The organism is Pedobacter sp. KH_004, from assembly GCF_057840755.1.
The window spans coordinates 2,944,478-2,962,779 of sequence record NZ_CM174519.1; the positions used below are offsets into that span (position 1 = coordinate 2,944,478).

At 37.4% G+C, this 18,302-nt stretch carries 17 protein-coding genes; 15 read left to right on the top strand and 2 right to left on the bottom strand.

The annotated features are described in order from the left end of the window. Positions 1-216: 216 nt before the first annotated feature. Together AC3ITD_RS12760 and AC3ITD_RS12765 are read left to right on the top strand one after the other, a co-directional pair. Positions 217-2,163 carry an amino acid permease gene (locus AC3ITD_RS12760; RefSeq protein ID WP_489360208.1) on the top strand — a complete coding sequence of 649 codons (1,947 nt, stop codon included), beginning with the start codon at positions 217-219 and terminating at the stop codon, positions 2,161-2,163. A gap of 146 nt (positions 2,164-2,309) precedes the next feature. Beyond that, positions 2,310-2,525, top strand: a complete 216-nt coding sequence (locus AC3ITD_RS12765) for a hypothetical protein (protein ID WP_489360210.1) — start codon at positions 2,310-2,312, stop codon at positions 2,523-2,525. Positions 2,526-2,761: 236 nt separating this feature from the next. Here AC3ITD_RS12765 and AC3ITD_RS12770 read toward each other — a convergent pair whose 3' ends face one another. Next, positions 2,762-2,920 (bottom strand): hypothetical protein, encoded by a 159-nt coding sequence (locus tag AC3ITD_RS12770; RefSeq protein ID WP_265800937.1) that lies wholly within the window; start codon positions 2,918-2,920, stop codon positions 2,762-2,764. A gap of 3 nt (positions 2,921-2,923) precedes the next feature. After that, positions 2,924-4,885 carry a KUP/HAK/KT family potassium transporter gene (locus tag AC3ITD_RS12775; protein ID WP_265800939.1) on the bottom strand — a complete coding sequence of 654 codons (1,962 nt, stop codon included), beginning with the start codon at positions 4,883-4,885 and terminating at the stop codon, positions 2,924-2,926. A gap of 180 nt (positions 4,886-5,065) precedes the next feature. On the opposite strand from AC3ITD_RS12775, the gene AC3ITD_RS12780 reads away from it, so the two are divergent. The 13 genes from AC3ITD_RS12780 (at position 5,066) to AC3ITD_RS12840 (ending at position 18,044) form a co-directional block, all read left to right on the top strand. Then, the gene (locus tag AC3ITD_RS12780; protein ID WP_265800940.1) at positions 5,066-5,596 is read left to right on the top strand and encodes a T9SS type A sorting domain-containing protein; all 531 of its coding nucleotides are present in this window, start codon (positions 5,066-5,068) and stop codon (positions 5,594-5,596) included. A gap of 75 nt (positions 5,597-5,671) precedes the next feature. Continuing rightward, positions 5,672-6,283: a fumarylacetoacetate hydrolase family protein gene (locus AC3ITD_RS12785; protein WP_489360213.1), complete on the top strand. Its 612-nt coding sequence runs from the start codon at positions 5,672-5,674 to the stop codon at positions 6,281-6,283. Positions 6,284-6,418: 135 nt separating this feature from the next. Continuing rightward, a complete protein-coding gene (locus tag AC3ITD_RS12790) occupies positions 6,419-8,020 on the top strand; it encodes a M23 family metallopeptidase (protein ID WP_489360215.1) in 1,602 nt (533 codons plus the stop codon). Between the two features lie 346 nt (positions 8,021-8,366). After that, positions 8,367-8,831 (top strand): thioredoxin-dependent thiol peroxidase, encoded by a 465-nt coding sequence (gene bcp / locus AC3ITD_RS12795; protein ID WP_265800944.1) that lies wholly within the window; start codon positions 8,367-8,369, stop codon positions 8,829-8,831. A 57-nt stretch (positions 8,832-8,888) separates the two neighbouring features. Beyond that, the gene (locus AC3ITD_RS12800; protein WP_056851842.1) at positions 8,889-9,734 is read left to right on the top strand and encodes a transketolase; all 846 of its coding nucleotides are present in this window, start codon (positions 8,889-8,891) and stop codon (positions 9,732-9,734) included. A gap of 72 nt (positions 9,735-9,806) precedes the next feature. Then, positions 9,807-10,766: a transketolase family protein gene (locus tag AC3ITD_RS12805; protein ID WP_056851843.1), complete on the top strand. Its 960-nt coding sequence runs from the start codon at positions 9,807-9,809 to the stop codon at positions 10,764-10,766. Positions 10,767-10,926: 160 nt separating this feature from the next. Next, entirely contained in the window at positions 10,927-11,487 is a 561-nt protein-coding gene (locus AC3ITD_RS12810) for an RNA polymerase sigma factor (RefSeq protein ID WP_265800945.1), read from the top strand. Between the two features lie 33 nt (positions 11,488-11,520). Next, positions 11,521-12,171, top strand: coding sequence for a hypothetical protein (locus tag AC3ITD_RS12815; RefSeq protein WP_265800947.1), 651 nt, complete (start codon positions 11,521-11,523; stop codon positions 12,169-12,171). Between the two features lie 6 nt (positions 12,172-12,177). Then, positions 12,178-12,618 (top strand): hypothetical protein, encoded by a 441-nt coding sequence (locus AC3ITD_RS12820; protein ID WP_265800948.1) that lies wholly within the window; start codon positions 12,178-12,180, stop codon positions 12,616-12,618. A 69-nt stretch (positions 12,619-12,687) separates the two neighbouring features. Continuing rightward, a complete protein-coding gene (locus AC3ITD_RS12825; RefSeq protein WP_489360219.1) occupies positions 12,688-13,890 on the top strand; it encodes an aspartate aminotransferase family protein in 1,203 nt (400 codons plus the stop codon). Between the two features lie 99 nt (positions 13,891-13,989). Further along, positions 13,990-14,667, top strand: coding sequence for a response regulator transcription factor (locus AC3ITD_RS12830; protein WP_265800950.1), 678 nt, complete (start codon positions 13,990-13,992; stop codon positions 14,665-14,667). Positions 14,668-14,776: 109 nt separating this feature from the next. Next, positions 14,777-16,081, top strand: a complete 1,305-nt coding sequence (locus AC3ITD_RS12835; RefSeq protein WP_489360222.1) for a sensor histidine kinase — start codon at positions 14,777-14,779, stop codon at positions 16,079-16,081. A 61-nt stretch (positions 16,082-16,142) separates the two neighbouring features. Next, positions 16,143-18,044: a 7TM diverse intracellular signaling domain-containing protein gene (locus AC3ITD_RS12840; RefSeq protein ID WP_489360224.1), complete on the top strand. Its 1,902-nt coding sequence runs from the start codon at positions 16,143-16,145 to the stop codon at positions 18,042-18,044. The last annotated feature ends 258 nt before the right edge of the window (positions 18,045-18,302 follow it).

Below are 18,302 nucleotides of genomic sequence, written 5' to 3' on the forward strand. Positions count from 1 at the left end.
GGGGCCAAATTACCTGTCAGGCAATAAACACATCGAGATTACAAAAGAGTGGTATTTTTACTTTGGAAACAGAAAAGTTGTAGGATTTTATAGATTATCAAGACCTTTTTTGACCTCAAAAGATCTTCGAAAATGAATGTAGAGAAATTTATATCTCGCTTTAAACGTTTTTAACTGATATTTTTTTAAGTTTGAAGAATACAACAACCAGGCAAAATGTTCGAAAAGCTATTTAGAAAAAAATCTATCTCCAAAATTTTAAAAGATGCGGCAAGCGGCTATGGTGATCATGAAAATACGCTTCATAAAACATTAGGGGTACGAGATTTGACTGCGTTTGGTATTGCTGCAATTATTGGCGCTGGTATTTTTAGTACCATTGGTAAAGCCAGTGCAGATGGTGGTCCGGCGGTGATATTTTTGTTTATTTTTACTGCTGTTGCTTGTAGTTTTGCGGCATTTGCCTACGCAGAATTTGCTTCAATGGTTCCGGTTTCGGGTAGCGCATACACTTATTCCTACGTAGCATTTGGCGAGTTGGTGGCCTGGATTATTGGCTGGTCGCTCATCATGGAATACTCGATCGGAAATATCACGGTAGCCATTTCTTGGTCTGATTACTTTACCGGATTACTCTCTTCTATAAAAATACCATTCTTAAATATCAACGGCATCCATGTTCCCGATTGGGCAACGATGGATTATTTGAGTGCCTATAACGGACATAAAATTGCTGAAGCTTTATCGGCGGCAGGCAAAAATCTTAATGATTTGGATTCTGCTACAGCTTTAGCGAATAACGCCTGGTTAACCGCTCCACAAATTGGAGGCTTCCACCTGGTTGCAGACATTCCCGCCCTGGGAATTATTATTTTGATTACCTGGTTAATTTACCGTGGAATGAAAGAAAGCCGTAATGCCAGCAATGCAATGGTTGTGGTGAAGCTAGCTGTGATTCTATTGGTGCTTGCAGTTGGTATATTTTATGTTGATACCAACAATTGGAACCCTTTTGCGCCAAATGGAGTTTCAGGTGTTTTGAAAGGTGTTTCTGCAGTTTTCTTCGCCTATATCGGTTTCGATGCAATTTCTACAACAGCCGAAGAATGTAAAAATCCGCAACGTGATTTGCCCCGTGGAATGATGTGGGCAATTATCATTTGTACCATTTTATATGTTGCTATTGCCCTGGTTTTAACTGGAATTGTAAAATCTGATACGCTTGCCGTTGGCGATCCACTGGCATTCGTTTTCGATCAAATCAATTTAAAACTAATGAGTGGCATCATTGCCGTTAGTGCTGTTTTTGCAATGGCGAGTGTACTTTTAGTATTTCAAATGGGGCAACCACGTATTTGGATGAGCATGAGTCGCGATGGATTGTTACCAAAATCTTTTTCGAAAATCCACCCTAAATACAAAACCCCATCCTTCGCAACTATTGTAGTCGGGTTCGTTGTGGCTGTTCCATCGCTATTCATGAACTTAACCATTGTAACCGATCTTTGTTCGATAGGAACATTATTTGCTTTTGTATTGGTTTGTGCCGGAGTTTTAGTATTGCAAAACCGTCCGGATGTTCAACGTGGTAAGTTTAAAATTCCCTACGTTAACAGCAAATTTATTGTGCCGATTGCTTTTATTGCAGCAGTAGCATTCGCTTTCACACAATACGGTAAGGAAACAAAAGCATTCCTTTTAAATTCTCCTAAAACCGTTACCACAGTCAATTTTGTGACTTCCTTAAACGGAGAAGAACTAAAAGTTGTAAGAGAAGAAATTGTAAAAAATGCGGCTCCACAGATTATGCTGGCGGAAAAAGTTGACGCGGAGTCTTATTTGAGCGCATTACCCGGAGATCGTTACGAACAATTTATCACCGCTTCAAAAATTTCATTCGAAAAAAAGTATGAGAGTGGCTGGAGCCTTTTCAAACACAAAATACCGATGTGGATTTTCCTGATCATTTGTCTGATTATCTGCTATTACTGCATTACACATAACCTTTCTCTGATTCCGGTTCTGGGCCTTGTAAGCTGCTTATACATGATGTGCGAATTGGGAATTTCCAACTGGATCGGCTTTGGTATCTGGCTGGTTGTTGGCTTGGTGGTGTATTTCGCTTACGGATATAAGCATAGCAAGTTGGCACAGGAAGTTTAATGAGATATGATCCTTTAGTACATCATCGCCGTTCCATTAGGTTAAAAGGATTTGATTATTCTAGCGCAGGCGCCTATTCATTACAATCTGTTGCGAAGATAGGTTACATAGATTTGGAAAAGTAACTGACGGCGAGATGATTTTGAATGATTGCATACAATGAGTGGCATAATTTAGCTGAAAGATTCTTGAATTTCGAGCTTGATGTTTTTCAAATTATGCCGAATCACATGCATGGAATAATAGTTTTGTCTGATGAAATAGTTGACGGGGCAACCCTTGCGGTTGCCCAAAAAGAAAGTGAAATAAGGGCAACCGTAAGGGTTGCCCCGACAATATCCGATGTTGTAGTTGGAGCATAAACAATTGTTTCTAACTCTTGCTTAGACCTGTTCAAACTAGATAGCAAAAGTATGGGAAAATTCTGGTAGAGGAATTACTACGAACATATAATCCGGGATGAAAATGCCGATAATACTATCTCCGATTATATCTTGAATAACCCTAAAAAATGGGATGAAGACAAATTTCAATAAAAAACCCATTTCATTCGTTTGAATAAAATGGGTTACTGACCTGATTAGGAATCAATGTAAATCTAATTTTCTTTTTTCTTAATAAAAGCCAGTGCCGTAATCATCACTAATCCTAATGCAGAGGCAATCATATAAGTATTACCAGACTTAAGGTGGTAGATTTTAGCAGCCGGACCGGAGATAAAAAGACAAATACCGAGTATTAAAATTGCAGTTCTCATGGGTTAAACCGGTAATCTGTTGAGTTCAATATCGTCAGGAGTTACAAAAATTAAAGGCACTTTCTCTACATCTACATAGCTGCTATCCAAACCGAAACTTCGTTCTTCTGATAAACTCATTTTCTTTAACAGAAAATAATAGTCCATGATTTGTCTTTCATAAAAACTCAATTTTGTAAACTTAGACAGGTGTTTCTCCAATAGTACGAACCTAAAATCACCCGCAATTTTATGCTTATTTAAAGATTTGTATTGACTCGTGATATCAATTTCTCCGTTTTTCACCAGCTCTTCAACTACTTTACGGTATAGCAAATTTACCCGTTGCTCTATCCTGAAACCTAAGCGGAAATCAATACGGATAAGCTTTCCAGGAATCAAGAACTCTACTTTATAATCTAATGTATAAGGCTCATCCATAACATCCACGTGAACCAACCAATAAACATCGGCACGTTTTGGTTCCTTTTGAATGATAGAGTAAATGATTTTTGATTCTATCTCTGTTTTAAAATTTGCACTGGTGAGGTAAACCAATTGTGAGGAGTACTTTGGAACCGTTTCATCATTACTCAATTCACTTAATATCTGATAGTAATCTTCGATTTCTACATATTTAACAAAACGGTTTTTGATTTTGCGAGAGTTGTACCAGGTCCACATTACACTTAACAAACCGCAACTAATCAACAGCGTTACCCATCCACCATGAACAAACTTAGCCATGTTACCTACTAAGAATGTCAGTTCAATGATAGTGTAAACGCCAACGAAAATAATGATCAAGTATTTAGGAAATTTTTTCCTTAGCATATAGACGGCTACTAAAACCGTTGTCATCAAGAAGGTAAGATTAATCGCTAAGCCATAGGCACCCTCCATATCATCCGATCTTTTGAAATAAAGCACAATTAAAATACAGCCTATACAAAGTAACCAGTTGATAGATGGAACATATAATTGTCCTTTTTGAACACTAGGATAATTGATTTTAACTTTTGGCCACAAGTTCAACCTTACTGCCTCAGAAATTAAGGTAAATGAACCTGAAATCATGGCTTGCGAGGCAATAACAGCTGCTGTCGTGGCTAGAATAACCATATAAATAACCAGATTTTGGGGCACCAATTGGAAGAAAGGATTTTCCAATGGATTTCTAGGATTATAATTCGGGTGGCTCAGTACCCACGCTCCCTGACCTAAATAATTCAAAATAAGGGTTAGTTTTACAAAGATCCAACTGATGCGAATATTATCTTTACCACAATGCCCTAAATCACTGTAAAGTGCCTCAGCACCCGTAGTACATAGGAATACGCCGCCCAAAATCACCAACGCACTTGGGTTGGTAACAAGTAAATGAATCGCGTAGTAAGGATTTAATGCTTTAAACACAGATGGATCATCCATCACATGAGATATACCTGTAATGCCCAATGCGGCAAACCAGAAAAACATGATAGGTCCAAAAAGCTTCCCTACCAAATTGGTTCCAAATTGCTGAATAACAAACAGTAAAGTAATAATTCCTATTACAATCGGCAATACCGGAACCGTTGGAAAATTTAGTTTTAAACCTTCGATGGCCGAAGTTACCGTAATACTTGGGGTAATCATTCCATCTGCCAACAAAGCGGCGCCGCCGATGATTGCAGGAATAACCAACCATTTCGCTTTTTTGCGAACCAGAGAATAAAGCGAGAAAATTCCGCCTTCACCTCTATTGTCCGCCCTTAAGGTTATAATTACATATTTTATGGTGGTCTGGAGCGTCAAAGTCCAGATGATGCATGAAAGTGCACCCAATACTACATCCGAACTGATGGGTTGCCCTGCATCAAATACTGATTTAAAAATTGCTTTAAGCGTGTACAATGGTGATGTACCGATATCGCCGAACACAATTCCCAAACTTACCAGAACTCCTCCGGCTGTTAACGCGTTGACATTTTTATGATCTGACACTTCGTTGATATTTTTAGTGCGTCAAAAGTAAACTAACTATAACAAATTAACAACCATAATATTGTGTAATTTTCACACTATGAAAAACAAAATTAATTGTTAAATTGTGTTAAATTATAACAGAACCATAAAATGTTTAATTTCTTTGTTTTTAATTAATACATTTGCTTAACAAATTTGATGAAACTCTACCCACTAACGTTGCTCACAAAACTTGCATGCATCTTATGCGTCGCTTTGTTGTGCAGTGTTAATTCTTGGGCGCAACAGACTGATAGTATTCACATCAGCTTAAAAAACAGAGTTAAAAAAACAAGCACAGTCCCAGAGATTAAAGCAAATATTCAGCCTTACCGACCGTTGTTTGGTACCTTAGGTACTTCGGGAATGTTCAACACTTATTCTGGAAGCACAAAGTCCACAAATATTGCTTCAACTAAAGATAAACTACTCACCATAGTTAAAGTTTACCCTAACCCTGTTGAAGATCAACTGAATATCATTTTATCAATAGGAAAAGACGGTACCCAGACGACGGTTAAAATTATTGATTTATTGGGCAATGAAGTGGTTACGCTTGCCAATGAGAGGCTGAATGCAGGTGAACAAACCAGAACCTTTAATATCCCGAGCCGATTAAATGCTGGCATCTATTTTTTAAGAGTAATGGCGGGCTCAGAAAGCCAGGTAAAACGCATCTCTGTTTTATAACCACGATTTCTTTTCTATTTTTGATTCTTCTGGAACCTTTTCCGAAAAAAATACCTCATAAAAAATTAATCTAGTATGAAAATCATCGCTATTGGTCGCAATTATGCCGAACATGCAAAAGAATTAAATAATCCCATTCCTACAACGCCCGTAATTTTCATGAAACCCGATACGGCATTATTGAAGGATAACAAACCTTTTTATTTGCCAGAATTTTCGAACGATATTCATTATGAATTAGAAGTGGTGTTAAAAATCTGTAAAGAGGGTAAACATATCGCTGACAAATTTGCGGCAAATTATTATGACGAAATTGGTTTAGGAATTGATTTTACAGCCCGTGACATTCAAAGTAAGCACAAAGAAAAAGGTTTGCCATGGGAACTTGCAAAAAGTTTCGATAGCTCTGCCCCAATCAGTATCTTCTTGCCGAAATCTGATTTTGAAAACTTATATGATTTAAACTTTGAGTTGAAGATCAATGGCGAAACGCGTCAGAAAGGCTATACCAAAGATTTACTCTTCTCGTTCGAAAAGATAATCAGTTTCGTTTCACAATACATTACCTTAAAAAAAGGCGATTTAATTTTTACAGGCACCCCTGAAGGGGTAGGAAAAATTAATCAGGGCGATAAGCTGGAAGCATGGTTAGAAGACAAGCAACTGTTGAATTTTGATGTAAAATAAAGAATGGTAAAAATCCCGATCCGCAACTTGTTCCATACCGCTTTCCTTATTTGTTTTTCTTTATTAGCTCATTTCGCGCAGGCGCAACAAATATTTAGCTCCAATAAATACCCTATAACCGATTTTCGACAACCTTTGGATATTACTCCTCCTGCCCTGGCGGGATCATTTGGTGAAATTCGTGGCAATCATTTCCATTCTGGGATCGACTTCCGGACAAATCAACGCGAAGGGTATCCGGTTTATGCGGTTGCAGATGGATACATTTCCCGCCTTAGAGTTCAAAATAGTGGCTTCGGCTTGGCACTTTACATCAACCATCCAAATGGTTTTACCACTGTGTATGGCCACCTACAACGCTTTTCTCCAAAAATAGCAACCATTGTAAAAGATTTGGAGTACGAAAAAAAATCATTCGAGATTGATGACTTTCCTGAAGCCACACTCATCCCTGTTCGTAAGGGCGAAGTAATTGCGTGGTCGGGTAACCGAGGCAGTTCCGGAGGGCCGCATTTACATTTTGAAATTAGAGATACCAAAACAGAAGAAACCATAAACCCGCAATTTTTCGGCATTAACATTCCTGATAATATCCCGCCGGTAATTCATGGTTTATATGTTTACCGTTTAAATGGAAAAAACTTTAACGAATCTACACCGAAACAGGCCATTGGCATTAGTGGTGCAGCTGGCAGTTACAAAGCAACTGCTCCGGTTAGTTTAACCGGCGAAGTTGGTTTTGGCATTGTGGTAACCGATAGGCACAATGGTTTATCTGGTACAAATGGTGTTTATTCTATTCAATTGGAACTTGATGGCAAAATGATCTATACGTCTGCTTTAGAACGTTTTTCTTTTGAGAACAGCAAAGCGATTAACTCACACATCGATTATCCAACTTATATCAATACGAAAAGAAGTATTCAAAAAAGTTTTGTCGACCCGGGAAATCCCCTGAAAATTTATAGCGGGTTGGTGAATAGCGGAAGAATTAACTTCAATGATGGCGAAACTCACCAGCTTCGATATATCATAACCGATTCAAAAGGAAACGCATCAACATTGCCATTTACGGTAAATGCCGGAACAGCGTCTCTCGCTGCTCCTATTATCCCGGCGGGTTTAAATTTTCCTTATAATAAAGCCAGTGAATTTAATAGCGATGAAATCAAAGTGGTTATTCCGCAAGGCACTCTATATAACGACTTAAATTTTGTGTATAAAAAATTGCCCAAACCAGCTGGAAACGCTTATTCTGCCATACAGCAAATTCATAACAGATTTACCCCGTTACATATTGGGTTTAATTTATGGATAAAAGCCGATGCCCTTCCCGAAAATTTACGTGATAAAGCTTTGATAGTAAGTACAGGTGGTTCATCGCAAGGCGGCTCGTTTGATAACGGCTATCTAAAAGCGACACCAAAAAATTTTGGCAGTTTTTATATTGCTGTTGATACAATTGCGCCCCGAATTGTCCCTACTAATATTGCCGATGGAAAAAGTATGGCAGGATTATCAAAAATGACTTTCAGAATCAGTGATAATCTTTCTGGAATAAAAAGTTTTAGTGGCTACATTGATGGCAAATGGGTTTTAATGGAATTTGATACAAAAACAGCAACCCTATGGCACAGCTTTGATGATAGAACGGCATCTGGCAAACACACTTTTGAGTTGGTGGTAACAGACGGAAAAGATAATGTGAAGCGTTATGCCATTTCATTTTTTAAATAGTTGTATCAATCTTAGTTGAAGTTGATTTGGAACGCTGCGATCTTGCAGTCTGACACATTCAAAACAGTACCTATTTAGCCCCGGGTGTAGCGGTACACTGCGGTAAGGAGGGTTACAGACGATGCGAAGCGTACAAGCGCAACATGGGAAGAATGTATGTGTAGCCTACAGAATCTGCGCTCCAAAACAAAGAATTAATAAGTGAATATTTAGGTGAATTTCCGGCAAAATCTAAAAGCTACTACCTAATAATGTCATCTTTTAACATTCATTGAACACTATAACAGGTTAAACTGTTTAAATTGCAATCTCAAAATAGTCAATTTACATCTCAAATCATTTATATATGGCCGAATTAAAAGAAGGCGATCAAGCACCTTCAATTACATCCAAAGATCAAAACGGAACCGCGGTTTCGTTGAGCGATTACCAAGGCAAAACAGTGGTACTCTATTTTTATCCCAAGGACGATACACCTGGTTGCACTGCCGAAGCCTGCGATTTTAGAGACAATTACCAGGGTTTGCAAGCTAAGGGAATAGTGGTTTTGGGTGTGAGTGTCGATGACGAAAAATCGCATCAGAAATTTGTAACTAAACATAACCTGCCTTTTACATTACTGGCAGATACTGATCAGAAAATTGTAACTGATTATGGGGTTTGGGCAGAAAAAAACATGTATGGGAAAAAATATATGGGAACGGTTCGAACTACTTTCATTATTGATGGTGATGGCAGAATTACCCACATCATCAAAAAAGTTGACACCAAAAACGCTACTCAGCAAGTACTCGATTTAATCAATAACTAATTATGATATAGCAGTTAAAATATTAACTTTGCTATGTAACAACAACCTCTTATTTTAATGAAACATACAATAAAAGAGCTAGAAGATATTGCTTCGCAAATCAGAAGAGATATCGTAAGAATGGTTCACGGCTGCCAATCTGGCCATCCGGGCGCTTCGCTAGGATGTGCAGATTTTTTTACCGCTTTATATTTTGAAGTATTGAACCACAAAACAGACTTCACGATGGAAGGTAAAGGAGAAGATTTGTTCTTCCTATCTAACGGACATATTTCACCAGTTTGGTACAGTACATTGGCACACGCTGGTTATTTCGATAAAAGTGAATTGGCTACTTTCCGTAAATTAGATTCAAGATTGCAAGGTCACCCAACCACACATGAGCATTTACCGGGAATCCGTATAGCCTCTGGCTCATTAGGTCAGGGTTTATCAGTGGCTATTGGCGCTGCCTTAGCTAAAAAACTAAATGGTGATCATTCTCACATTTTTGCTTTATTAGGTGATGGTGAATTGCAAGAAGGACAAAATTGGGAAGCCGCTATGTTTGCCCCTTTCAACAAAGTTGATCATTTAATTGCTTCGGTAGATTACAATGGCCAGCAAATTGACGGACCGACAAGTAAAGTTTTGGCTTTAGATGATTTACAAGCAAAATTCGAAGCTTTTGGATGGCATGTAATTAATACTGATGGTAACGATATGCAAGCTATTGTTGAAGGTTTACATTATGCAAAAACGTTAACCGGAAAAGGCAAACCAATTTTAAATTTAATGAGCACGCAAATGGGTGCAGGTGTAGATTATATGGTTGGCTCACATAAATGGCATGGTACGGCTCCAAATGATGAGCAATTGGCTTCAGCTTTAGCGCAATTACCAGAAACTTTAGGGGATTATTAAATCAGATTGGAGATGTGAGATGTGAGATGTGAGTCTCATATCTGATGTCTAAAATCTCATATCTAAGATATAATGAAAAAATACACTTATACAGAAAAAAAAGATACACGTTCGGGATTTGGTGCTGGCTTACATGAGGCAGGGAAAAAGAACGAAAACGTTGTAGCATTGTGTGCCGATTTAGTTGGATCGCTTAAAATGGATGCTTTTATCAAAGATTTTCCAGAGCGTTTTACTCAGGTTGGTATTGCCGAAGCAAACATGATCGGTATAGCAGCGGGTATGACGATTGGTGGAAAAATTCCCTTTACCGGAACTTTCGCTAACTTTTCTACAGGTCGTGTTTACGATCAGATTCGTCAATCGGTAGCTTATTCAAATAAAAACGTTAAAATTTGTGCATCTCACGCTGGTTTAACTTTGGGTGAAGATGGTGCAACACACCAGATTTTAGAAGATATCGGTTTAATGAAAATGTTGCCAGGTATGGTAGTTATTAATCCTTGCGATTATAATCAAACCAAAGCGGCAACTATGGCCATTGCGGAATATGAAGGTCCGGTTTACTTGCGTTTCGGTCGTCCGGTAATTCCGGTATTTACAGATCCTGATCAAAAATTTGAGATTGGTAAAGCCTGGATGGTCAACGAAGGAACTGATGTAACCATTATTGCAACCGGCCACATGGTTTGGAAAGCAATCGAAGCTGGCGAAAAATTAGCAGAACTAGGTATCGATGCGGAAATTATCAATATCCACACCATTAAACCTTTGGATGATGAAGCGATCTTAAAATCAGTAAAGAAAACAGGCTGCGTGGTGACTTGCGAGGAGCACAATAAATTTGGTGGTTTGGGCGAAAGTGTTGCCCGCTTATTGACTACTGAATTACCTACACCACAGGAATTTGTAGCTACGAACGATACTTTTGGAGAAAGCGGAACACCAGATCAATTGATGTCGAAATATGGCTTAGATGCTGTAAACATTGTTGAAGCGGTTCAAAAAGTGATCGGCAGAAAAAAAGCATAAAGTCCTTAGCATAAAAAAGAATAGAGAATGGGGAATAGGAAATCTGCTAATGCAAAGTAATTTCTGAACACCTATTCCCTATTTACAATTTCCTATTTAACATTTTCTTTTATACCATTCGTACCCTCCCTTCCAAAAAAAACCTCTCCTAGAAAAATAAATGAAACAAGTTGAAGATTCAGAAATTCTTGCCCTTTTTGCCGTCGAGAAAACCCGAAATGAAGCTTTTAACTTGTTATTAAAAAAATATCAGCAGAAAATTTATTGGCACATTCGCAGGCTAGTGCTCAACCACGATGACTGCGATGATTTATTACAAGAGGTGTTTGTAAAGGTTTGGAAAAACCTCGATAAATTTAGAAGTGATTCTCAACTTTATACCTGGATCTATCGCATCGCTACCAATGAATCCATTACATTTTTAAATAAGCAGAAGCAAAGAAATAACACGCCATTGGATGAAGTATCATCTGAATTGGCTGATAATCTGGTTGCCTCTTCCTATTTTAATGGCGATAAATTGGAGCTTAAACTACAAAAAGCTATTCTTACCCTACCCGAAAAACAACGGATCATTTTCAACATGAAATATTTTGATGATATGAAATATGAAGAAATTTCGGAAGTTTTAGGCACATCAGTTGGCGCCTTAAAAGCATCATTCCATATCGCAGCAAAAAAAATTGAAGCAATTATTACAAATGATGAAATTGATTATTAAACCTTTTCATCTTAATTCAATCATATATCTGTGATGAACGAAAATATAGAAGATAACGATTGGAAAAAGGATGCACCAAGCTTAGCAGCAATGGGCAAAAACAATCCTTTTACTGTTCCGAATAACTATTTCGACAGTGTAGAGGAGATAGTGCATTCAAACATTTTTTTAGATGGATTGAAAGAAAAGGCCAATAATCGCGACTTTGCAGTTCCGCAGGATTACTTTGAAGATTTAACGGAACGTATTGAAATCAATATCAGATTAACGGAACTGCCCAAAGCAGCAAACACCTTCGCTGTTCCCGAAAATTATTTTGACACCTTACAAAACAGAATTTCGGATAGGATTGCAGCTGAAGCACCACAAAAAGTTGCGAAAATTGTTCCGCTTTGGAGAAGAAGTCTGGTTAAATATGCCAGTGCAGCCTGCTTTGTTTTAATTGCTTCATTTGGTGCTTATTTTTATCAAAACAGCAGTTCTATTCCTGTTGCTCAAACCCAACCGGCCGATCTTTCAAGCGAGCAAATGTTGTATGATATAGATGAAAGTACAATTATAGAACATTTAGAAGCACAAAATACGACGGCTTCAAAAACTACTTCTGCCTCAGATACAGAAATGGAAAACTACATATTGAGTAATTTCTCTTCGAGTGATTTAACTCATGAATTAAATAATTAATTAGAAATGAAGAATTTATTATTCGTTGCTTTAATGTTTTTATTACCCACTACCCTTTTAGCACAAAGGCCAAAAAATGAGGAGATAGAATCATTGAAAATTGCTTTTTTCACTCAAAAACTTGATTTATCGCCCGAAGAAGCTAAAATATTCTGGCCGATTTATAACGATATGCAAGCAGAGCAAAATGCTTTACGTAAGGAAAGGATGCAAAAAATGATCTCTTACAGGAAAACTACTGAAATTGATAATTTAAGCGACGCCCAGGTACAAAGTTTAATTACCAGCGAGTTTGATTTTAAACAAAGAGATCTTAACCTTGATAAAAAATATTATAATCGTTTGAAGTCTAATCTACCGATTAAAGTGGTTGGGAAATTTTACAGAGCCCAAGAAGGCTTTAAGCGAGAGTTGCTCAATCGCTTCAAAGGCGGACCAAGAAATTAAAATGAAGACTTGCAGTAATGCAGGTCTTTTTTTGTTCTAAAGCCTACTGCAAATCCGTACTTTTGTGCCATGCTTACCCAACGTCAGTTGTTTTTACAACACAATGCACAAACCTCTCCAGAACCTTTAATGCTCGAATTTGTAAGGGCAAAAGGCGTGTATATTTACGACTCGTCTAATAAAAAACACTTGGATCTTATTGCCGGTATTGGCGTAAGTAATGTGGGCCATTGCCATCCAGACGTGGTTAAGGCCATACAAGAGCAAGCCGAAACTTACATGCACTTAATGGTATATGGAGAATATGTGCAAACGCCACAGGTAAATTTTGCAAAGGCATTGGCCGATATTTTACCGCAAAATTTAAGCTGTACTTACTTTTTAAATTCAGGAACAGAAGCGGTTGAAGGCGCAATGAAATTGGCTAAACGTTATACAGGCCGGACAGGATTTATCGCCTGTAAAAATGCCTATCATGGTAGCACTCAAGGGGCCGAAAGTTTAATGGAGAGCGATTTCTATTCTTCAGGATATGGACCATTTTTACCAAACGTCAGCTTTATTCAGCATAATGATGTTAACGATTTACATAAAATCACTGAAGATATTGCCGCCGTTTTTATCGAACCTATTCAGGGTGAGGCTGGAATTCGCGTTGCCGATCTAAATTACATGCAGGCTTTAAGAGCAAAATGTACCGAAACAAAAACGCTGTTGATTTTCGATGAAATCCAATCCGGTTTTGGCAGAAGCGGAAAAATGTTTGCTTTTGAACATTATAACGTTGTTCCCGATGTTTTACTGTTAGCTAAAGGAATTGGTGGGGGAATGCCCATTGGTGCATTCATCAGTTCGTTGGAAATCATGTCGGTACTTTCGCACACGCCAATATTAGGCCACATGACAACCTTTGGTGGCCATCCGGTTTGCTGTGCAGCAGGCCTGGCTACCTTAAGAACATTGTTAGACAATAATATAGTAGAGGCAGTAGAAGAAAAAGGTCAACTTTTCAAGTCGTTGCTGAAACATAAAGCCATTAAAGAAATCAGAGGCAAAGGTTTAATGCTAGCTGTAGAATTTGAAAGCTTCGAAATCAACAAAAAAATTATAGATGCCTGTATTTTGGATGGCGTATTATCAGATTGGTTTTTGCATTGCAGTAATTCTATGCGTATCGCCCCTCCCTTAATCATCACCAAAGAGGAAATAGAAGGAGCCTGCCAGACCATTTTAAAAAATATTAACTTAGTTACTAATAAGGTGGAACGCTGAAGGATTTGAGGTAAAGGGTTTAAAACCATTAAAATAATTATTGGAACAGCATTTTTCGCGAACGTTCTTGATACTTGCTACTAAATACTTAATACTCATATGAACGTACTCATAGTTGAAGATGAAAAAGGCCTGGCGCTCGAAATGGATGAATTTCTAAGCAAAGAGGGTTTCATTGTAGAGCATGCCTGGAAAAAGTCATCCGCCGAGGAAAAGATTTTTGTAAACAATTATGATTTCATTTTACTTGACTTAGGCTTACCCGATGGTGATGGCTTTGAGGTTTTAAAACAGTTAAAAGGGCTAAAAGACCGTGATGACGCAGTGATTATTTTGACCGCCAGAAGCGCAGTAGACGACCGCATTAAAGGTTTGGATGAAGGTGCAGATGATTATTTACCAAAGCCCTTCTCTCTGAATGAGCTTTTAGCCCGCATGCATGCCATCACCCGAAGAAAGCACAAATTAGAGAAAAATGAAATCAACATTCACGATTTCTTGTTGAATATCCAAAATAGAACGGTCTCTTTTGGCGAAGAAAGGCTAAACCTCACCAAAAAGGAATTCGAAATTTTCAATTATCTGGTGCTAAATAAAAATCGGGTAGTTTCAAGGATGAGTTTAACTGAGCATGTTTGGGGCGATATTCTAGAAGTCAATTCTGATTCGAACTTTGTGGATGTGCATGTAAAAAACCTAAGAAAAAAGCTGACTGCGATTAGCCCGATAGATTGGTTTGAAACAGTGAGAAGTATTGGTTATAGGATCAATTGTTGATTAAGTCTGGAGAGTGAAGTCCGTTGAAGGAAGTTTGAAGCATATTTGAAGCCTATTTCACAAGTACACCAATCAAACAAATTAGCCATTGAACCATTGAACCAACCAAATGAAGTTACAGGTTAAGTTTTCTTTATATAATGCCATCACTAAAATTGCAATCATTGTGGTATTGGGAGGGATTATACTGTTCTCCTTAGATAACATTGCCTTTAACCAACTTGATAACCGGTTAATAAAAAAGAAGAATCGAATTATTGAGCACCTCAACGAAAACGAGATTGACAGCCTGCTAAACAAAGAACAATCTTTTACCGATTACAATATTTTAAAAGAAGAATTCATCGTCTTAACAGATATATCAGATAACCAAAAAAAAGCTTCAGCTAAAATAATTACTGAAAAACGTGAAATTGAAGGCGATGTTGAGGTGTACAGAATTCTGAATTATAAATTTTCATACCACACCAATTGGTACAATTTAGAAATAGGGGAATCGATGACAGCGCTTTCGTCGATTAAAAATACCATTAGATTTTATATGTTGATGGTTTTGTTCGCTGCATTGATCATCACTTTAATGACCGATTATTTCTTTTCCAATTATTTGCTAAAACCTTTTTATACCATTATCGATAAAAAGATAAACCTGGTAAACGATCCTACTCATTACAATTACGATAACATTCCAACCAGCACCGATGATTTTAAAATTTTAGACAACAGTATAAATTCTCTGATGAGAAAAATTAGTATGCTGTTTGCTTTAGAAAAGCAGTTTATAGCCAATGTTTCTCATGAGTTATTAACGCCAATCTCTGTTTTAAGCACTCGTTTCGAGAATATGCTAAATACACCAGATATTCCGGAAGAGCATGAAAACAAAGTCTATGCTTCCCTGAAAACGCTAAATAGATTAAAGGTGATTATCAACAGTCTGCTATTGATATCCAAAGTGGAGAATAATCAATATTTGAAAGCTGAAGAAATTAGTCTGAAACAAGAGATAACTGATATTTATGAAGATCTGGAAGATAAAATTTCAGATAAGAATATCCGCTATGATTTATCCATTACACAAGATTTCAAGTTTTTGGGCAATAAAGCACTCATCCATATATTATTGAACAACCTGATTAATAATGCAATAAAATATAATGTGGCCGGTAGTTTTATTAACATTACAGGCGAAACTTTGCATCATCATTACAAACTGACCATAAGTGATGGCGGCGTGGGCATGGATAAAGAACTATTGACAAACGCCTTCGACCGCTTTAAACGGGGGAATACGGAGGAAAATGGTTTCGGCTTAGGCTTGGCAATTGTGCAGAGTATAGCCAAATTTCACAATATTGAAGTCGAAATTCAATCTGAGGAAAGTAAAGGCACAAGCATTTCTCTTATTTTTTAAAATGAAATTGCACTGATACGCTTATTGCTAACTGCTTAAGCAAATCGTTACCTTTGTAGTAATGCAATTATCGTTTCTGAAGAAAATATTTTTATTATCCTTTACCACTTTGCTGCTGGCCATTTCGGGCTTAAAAGCGCAAAAAATTGTGGAGGTAAATGACAGCATTCCGCAGCATATATTCACGTTTAACGAAATAGAATTTTTTGAAGATGCAAAAAACGAGTTTACGTTTGAACAGATAAAAAGTAAAAATTTCGATCAGAAATTCAAAGGAAGCATATCCAGCACACCACAAACTAAAAATCTAAACAAAACTTATTGGTTCAGGATTAAAATCAAGAACAATGAAAAGGCAAGGAAGCCATTCTTGTTAGAATTTTTTGATCAAACGATTGATCAGATTACGGCATATATTCCTCAAAGTGATCAGCGTTATAAAATCGAAAATCTTGGTGATGCAAACGCTTTTAATAAACGCCTGATCCACCATAAAAACTTTGAAATCCCCGTTCAAAATGAGGGTAACGACGCTCAGGTTTATTATTTCAAAATTAGTTCTTCTCAGATTTCGGATGTAATTATCGTGTTAAGATCAGCCGAATGGTTTATCTCTTATGCCCTGGATGAGTATTTCTACTTTGGAATATTCTATGGGATGATTTTGGTCTTTAGTTTTTATAACCTCATTATGTTCATCGCCATTCGGCAGAAACAGTATTTATATTATGTTCTTTATAATTTAAGTGTTGGCTTTTTCGAAATGAGCAGTGACGGTATTGCTTATCAGTACTTATGGCCAAATTCTCCGGTATGGAACCAAGTGGCTTATGCGTTCGCACTATGTGCAACCAGCATTTTTGCCTTATTATTTACACGAGAATTATTGTTTGTTAAAGCCAAAGCACCGAAATTAAATCAGCTCATTGTTGGTGTAATTGTAGTTCGGTTAATCTTTTTTGCTTACTGTTACCTCTTCGACCAAACGCTTTTCAGCTTCAAATTCATTGAGGCTATTCCATTGGCTGTTGCATTTTTTACTGGTATCTATATTTATAAAAATGGTTATCAGCCGGCACGTTTTTTTGTATTGGGCTATAGCTTTTTGTTTCTTGGCTTTGCAATGAAATTTCTGATCATGCTAGGTTTTAGCTGGCTGAATTTTGGAGTAGTAAGCTATTATAGTTTGAGCTTTTGTTTCGTATTGGAAATGGTTTTTCTATCGTTTGCCATTGGCGATAAAGTTCGGTTGCTGAAGCTAAAGAAGGATAAAGCACAGCAAAAAATCATCAAACAGATGGCAGTTAATGCAAAGTTGAAAGACACTGTCAACCAAGAACTAGAAACTAAAGTAGAAGAACGCACGCGGGAGGTTTACCATAAATCAATCATCATCGAAAGTAAAAACCATGCCTTAGAAGAAGCGAACGCTTTACTGCAAAAACAGGCTGAAGAAATTTCGAGAATGAATGTACTGCTGGAACAGGATAATGAAGAACTTCAAACCAGTGTAGAGAAAGTAACGCGTGATCGGGTGATGAATACCGAGGTCGACTTTGAGGAATTCAGCAAAATTTATCCTGACAAGGAAACCTGTTATCAATTTTTAGCGGAACTGAAATGGAACAAAGGCTATCATTGCCGTAAATGCAGCAACGACCATTATTTTTCCGGCCATATTTTACACAGTCGCCGCTGTAGCAAATGCGGCTATGAAGAATCGGTTACTACTTACACCATTTTTCACAATACAAGAATTCCGATCAACAAAGCCTTCTACATGATCTTCCTGATCTATTCTTCAAAAGGAAAAATCTCTTCTCACAAACTTTCCGAATTGCTTTCCATTAGGCAAAGCACCTGCTGGACCTTTGGTACAAGAATCAAAAAAGTGATGGATGACCGGAAGAAAACGCTCAAAAAAGGCGGGAAAAATGGGTGGAGCCAATTGGTCATTGAGTAAATCGACGTCGAATTCCGCTAATATCCTGCTGTACTAACACCAAAATCTTAACAAATAGTTAAGGTATTTAAGCGTATCATTTTCCCGCTGACACCATGCTTAGTCTAATTGCTTAAGTGCTGATAATGAACGTAAAAACCTAAATTTTAGGTCCGGTACTCAAGCGTATCAAAAACAACACAAAGAACTAGCTATCAGTAGTTTACATGAAATTTAATCCATCAAAAACTTGCTTTTAACATTAAATGAATAGTAACT